We start from the raw sequence: 4,764 nt of genomic DNA, 5'->3' as shown, positions 1-4,764 counted from the left end.
GTGGAGGGCCGTCAGCAGCCGCCACAGGTGGTCGGCCAGGGTCTCCGGATCTGCCCGGATGTCCTCGTGCAGCCAGTCCGCGAGGACGCCGGTGAACGCGGCCGCGACCGCCGACGCGACCAGCTCGGGGTGTGGGGCGCCCACCGCCGACCGTTCCGCCATGGCCCGGGCGCGCAGTTCCCGGTGAAGGCGCCCGCCGAGCGGGCCGTCGCCGCCCGGGAGGAGCAGGGTCCGGTACAGCGGCGCCCGGTCGGCCGCCTCTGCCAGGAAGGCGGCCAGCGCGGCGGGGGGCCGGGCCGGGGGAAGCGGCGACGGGCCGGTCTGCCAGGCGTGCAGGGCGTCGACCGCCGCGTGCACCACGTCCGCGCACGCGTCCACGGCCAGCGCGGTGAGGTCCTCGTAGTGCAGGTAGAAGGTGGCGCGGCCGATGCCGGCCCGGCGGACCACCGCCGAGACACTGGCCTCGGCGAGCGGCCGGTCGGCGCACTCGGCCAGCAGGCTCGCCCGCAGCCGCCCCTTCGTCCGGGCCGTCCGAGGGTCCTGCGCGCGCGGGTCCTTGGTACGCGGATCGACCGTACGCGGGTCCTCCGTACGCGGGTCCTCCGGGCTCACGCGGCCAGGAGCGCCGCGCCGAGGGCGAGGGCGCCGGGCAGGGCCTGGGCCACCAGGATCCGGCGGTTGGCGGTGGCCGCCCCGTAGATCCCGGCGACGATCACGCAGGCCAGGAAGAAGATTTGGGTGGCGAGCGAGTCGATGACGAGCGACCAGACCAGGCCGGCGGCGAGGAAGCCGTTGTAGAGGCCCTGGTTGGCGGCGAGTGGCGCGGTGAGGCGAGCGGTGTCGGCGTCGAAGCCGGACAGCGCCCGCCCCGGGGGCCGCTGCCACAGGAACATCTCCAGAACCATGAAGTACGCGTGCAGCGCGGCCACGAGGCCGATCAGGATCTGAGCGACCGTGTGCATGGCCGCCTCCACTTCTCAGGTCGAGGTACGGGGCCGGATGAGGTTCGGCATACCCGTCGGTATTTCCTGGACAACTGTACAGGAAGTCGGGCTCGGGCCGCGTTGCTACGCCGGCCCTGTGACCCGCCCCGTGCGAGGCGACGTGCTGTAGGCCGAAGACGGGGGCTCGGCTCCCTACCGGATCGCGGGGCGGGAGCGCTGCCACCCCGCCCGATCTCGGGCATGGAGAAGCTCGCCGCCGAGCTGTGCGACGTCCGTGCGGGAGCGGCGCTCCGGCTCTCCGGAGGCCCCCTTCGCGGGAACCCGGCGGCCGTACGCGTGCCTGGGGGGACACGCGTGCTGAACGAGGAAGGGACCGCGCGCGGCGCCACCCGCGCGCTCTACGCGGTCGTCCCGGCGCGTGGGACCGGCGCGTCCGGCTCAGGTCTGTCAGAGGTGGGCGTCCAGGAACGCGCGGAACTCCTCGCGCGTCATCGGTCCCGCCTGGCTCGCGACCGCCTCCCCGTCCTTGATGAGCACGGCGGTCGGTGCGCCCGTCACCCCGTAACGCCTGGTCGGCTCGGGACAGCGGGTCATGTCGGTACGAACGGCGGTGAACCGCGTGCCGTACTCCTCGGTCAGCTCCCCGACGACGGCGTCCATCGCGCGGCACGCCTCGACGGCCTTGGGCCAGGTGCCGCAGAAGTACGCGAGAACGGGTCCGGTCGTCATCGAGAGGATGAAGTCGAACTCCTGGTTCTCCAGTGGCTGGTGCACCCGACGTGCCATGCGTGTCGCTCCTCGCTCGTGTGCCTCCCCGGACGGGGAGGGCGGCCCCCATCATCGCCGCCGCACCGGGCCCGCGGCCGCCGGGTGCGTTGTCAGTGGTGGCTGTGAAACTGAGCGGTATGGAAGACAGGATGCTTCGGCGCCGGGTCTACGGCGCCGACCACGAGGACCCCGACCCCGGACCGCGCCCCGGACACACCTACGGCGAGCTGGTCGGCGGGCCGCTCGACGGGCTCCTCCTGGACGTCACCGGCTGGAGCGCGACCCAGCTCGCGGAGGAGGTCAGGCTCCCGACGGAGATAGGGCGCTACGGGGCGGGCGGCCGTGCCCACTACCGCCGCCGCGCGGAGGACCCGGGCCACTGGGACTGGACGGGAGACAGCCGCTGAGTACCGGGGCCCGCCCCGGCAGGGCCGGTACGGCCGCGGAATCGGCGACCGGATCGGCGGTCTCAGGCGTCCCGGCTCACCTTGCGCGCCCAGAGCACCAGCGGTACCTGCAGGGGCAGTCGGCCGAGCGTCACGGCCCGGGTGAGGGGGGAGCCGTGGCGTGCGTCGGCGGCCATCTTCACGTTCGCCGGGAACACGCCGACGAAGAAGGCCGCCGTGGCCAGCGCGGCCGGCCGGCGGGTGCGCGGATGGGCGACACCGGCGGCGAGGGCCAGTTCGGCCACCCCGCTGGCGTACGTCCACCCGCGCGGGCTGCCCGGCAGTGAACGGGGCACGATCGCGTCGAACTTCCTCGGCGCGGCCGCGTGGGCGACCGCCGCCGTGGCCAGGAGGCCGGCCAGGAGGAGGGGGGAGGAGACGCGTGGCATCGGGGGAGTCCTCTCGAAGGTGTCCGGACCCGCGATGCTACTCGCGAGTAGTCGGATATGGCCGAGCGGTCGGACCGGTTTTCCGGCCCGCCGTCACATTCCGGTCCGACTGCCCGACCATCCGACTGCCCTGGTCCCGTAGCGCATGTCGCGGTCCCGCCCCGCCCGCCCGGGTGCTGGGGTGCCCGGTTCTGCGACCGGATGGGCGCCCGGCTCGTACCGGCCGGATGCGGGCTCCGGTGGCCGCCCCGGGAAAATCTTCGAAGAATTTCCCGGAGGCTGTCGATCCGGGCGTCTCCCGTTCGACGCAGGGGTGAGAGGCGGGGAGAGTCCCCGCCCTCCCGACCGAGGAGTCACCATGCCGCGCTTCCTGACCATGATCCGCATCAACGAGCGGGAACTGCCCGCCGACACCTCGTTCCCGCCCGAGTTCGAGCAGCGCATGGGAGCCCTCCTGGAGGAGATCACCAAGGCGGGGGTCATGCTCGACACCGCCGGACTGCTCCCCACCTCCGAGGCGACCCGCCTCAGCTGGTCGGGCGGGAAGATCAGCTACACGGACGGCCCCTTCACCGAGACCAAGGAGGTCGTCGGCGGCTACTCCCTCTCCCAGTGCAAGGACAAGGCCGAGGCCATCGAGTGGACCCGGCGGTTCCTGGAGATCCACCCGGCGGAGTGGAACGTGAGTGCCGAGGTCCGGGAGATCCAGGAGATGTGATCCCGCACGCCCGCGCCGCATTTGCCCTGCCTCGTCACGGCTGCTCTGATGGGTGGCCGTGACGGCAGTGAGTACGGCCCAGGCGGTCGAAGCGGTGTTCAGGATCGAGTCCGCGCGGATCATCGCCTGTGTCGCCCGCGTCGTGCGGGACGTGGGCATCGCCGAGGAGATCGCCCAGGACGCCCTCGTCTCGGCACTGGAGCAATGGCCGAAGGCAGGGGTCCCGGACCGGCCCGGCGCCTGGCTCATGACCACTGCCAAGCACCGCGCCATCGACCTCGTCCGCCGCAGGGAGACCTACGCGCGCAAGCTCGCGGAGGTCGGCCGGAGCCTGGAGGACGTGCCACCGCCCGCCGAGCCGGCCGACCCCGAGGACATCGACGACGACCTGCTGCGCCTGATCTTCACCTCCTGCCACCCCGTCCTCGCCACCGAGGCCCGGATCGCACTCACCCTCCGGCTGATGGGCGGGCTGACCACCCCGGAGATCGCCCGCGCCTTCCTCACCTCCGAGGCCACCGTCGCCCAGCGCATCGTCCGGGCGAAGCGGGCCCTGGCCAAGGCGGGGGTGCCCTTCGAGGTCCCGTACGGCGCCGACCGCGAGGCGCGGCTCTCCTCGGTCCTGGAGGTCATCTACCTCGTCTTCAACGAGGGGTACGCGGCGACCGCGGGCGACGACCTCGTCCGCCCCGCCCTGTGCGAGGACGCCCTGCGCCTGGCCCGGGTACTGGCCGCCCTGGTGCCCGAGGAGCCCGAGGTGCACGGCCTGGTCGCGCTGCTGGAGTTCCAGGCTTCCCGGATCGCCACCCGCACCGGCCCCGACGGGGAACCGGTGCTGCTCGCCGACCAGAACCGGTCCCGGTGGAACCGCATGCTCATCCACCGGGGCGCCCGGGCGCTGGGCCACGCCGGGAACGGCCCCTACTCCGTCCAGGCCGCGATCGCCGGCTGCCACGCTGCGGCTGTCCGCTACGAGGACACGGACTGGCCGAGGATCGCCGCACTGTACGGGCGGCTCGTCCAGCTCATCCCGTCCCCCGTGGTGGAACTCAACCGGGCGGTGGCCGTCTCGATGTCCGCGGGTCCGGCGGCGGCGCTGCCGCTGGTCGATGCCCTGGCCCGGGAACCGGCCCTGCGCACCTACCACTTGCTGCCGAGCGTCCGGGGAGACCTGCTGGAGCGGCTGGGCCGCAGCCACGAGGCCCGAGCGGAGTTCGAGCGGGCGGCCTCCCTCACCCGCAATGCGCGGGAACGCACCCTGCTGCTGGGCCGCGCGGCCCGCCTGTGAGCGGCGCCGCAGCCCCGTGAGCCCCGTGAGCCCCGCGGACCGGGCGGGCTGAGCGGGCCGGGCGGATCCACCGCCCCGCCCGACCGCCACCGTCGCCGACCGTGCTGTGGCGGCCCGAAGCCGCGCGGACGGCAGAGGGCGGCGCGCGCCTCACCCCGCGCGTCACGTTCGCCGGCCGGGTTACGGGCGGCGGCTCCCGACCGGCCTGCAC

At 73.9% G+C, this 4,764-nt stretch carries 7 protein-coding genes; 3 read left to right on the top strand and 4 right to left on the bottom strand.

Annotation, left to right across the window (positions count from 1 at the left end; genetic code table 11):
• The 3 genes from ACWGIU_RS30110 to ACWGIU_RS30100 all read right to left on the bottom strand — a co-directional run.
• A partial coding sequence (locus ACWGIU_RS30110) for a TetR/AcrR family transcriptional regulator (protein ID WP_453711063.1) occupies window positions 1-612 on the bottom strand: 612 nt, incomplete at its 3' end.
• On the bottom strand, window positions 609-962 hold the full coding sequence (locus tag ACWGIU_RS30105; RefSeq protein WP_453711061.1) for a DUF1304 domain-containing protein: 354 nt from the start codon (window positions 960-962) through the stop codon (window positions 609-611). The genes ACWGIU_RS30110 and ACWGIU_RS30105, both read right to left, overlap by 4 nt.
• 429 nt (window positions 963-1,391) lie before the next feature.
• A complete protein-coding gene (locus tag ACWGIU_RS30100) occupies window positions 1,392-1,730 on the bottom strand; it encodes a thioredoxin family protein (RefSeq protein WP_402664328.1) in 339 nt (112 codons plus the stop codon).
• A gap of 119 nt (window positions 1,731-1,849) precedes the next feature.
• Between ACWGIU_RS30100 and ACWGIU_RS30095 the strand changes: the two genes are divergently transcribed.
• Window positions 1,850-2,119 (top strand): hypothetical protein, encoded by a 270-nt coding sequence (locus ACWGIU_RS30095; RefSeq protein ID WP_453711059.1) that lies wholly within the window; start codon window positions 1,850-1,852, stop codon window positions 2,117-2,119.
• A 62-nt stretch (window positions 2,120-2,181) separates the two neighbouring features.
• Here the strand turns inward: ACWGIU_RS30095 and ACWGIU_RS30090 are convergent, their stop codons facing one another.
• Window positions 2,182-2,547, bottom strand: a complete 366-nt coding sequence (locus tag ACWGIU_RS30090; protein WP_453711057.1) for a DoxX family protein — start codon at window positions 2,545-2,547, stop codon at window positions 2,182-2,184.
• Between the two features lie 358 nt (window positions 2,548-2,905).
• Between ACWGIU_RS30090 and ACWGIU_RS30085 the strand changes: the two genes are divergently transcribed.
• Together ACWGIU_RS30085 and ACWGIU_RS30080 are read left to right on the top strand one after the other, a co-directional pair.
• A complete protein-coding gene (locus tag ACWGIU_RS30085) occupies window positions 2,906-3,265 on the top strand; it encodes a YciI family protein (RefSeq protein ID WP_453711055.1) in 360 nt (119 codons plus the stop codon).
• A gap of 67 nt (window positions 3,266-3,332) precedes the next feature.
• On the top strand, window positions 3,333-4,553 hold the full coding sequence (locus ACWGIU_RS30080; RefSeq protein WP_453711065.1) for an RNA polymerase sigma factor: 1,221 nt from the start codon (window positions 3,333-3,335) through the stop codon (window positions 4,551-4,553).
• Window positions 4,554-4,764 lie beyond the last annotated feature (211 nt).

This window comes from Streptomyces sp. NPDC054840, assembly GCF_053611065.1.
This window is presented reverse-complemented; position numbering and strand designations above follow the sequence as displayed.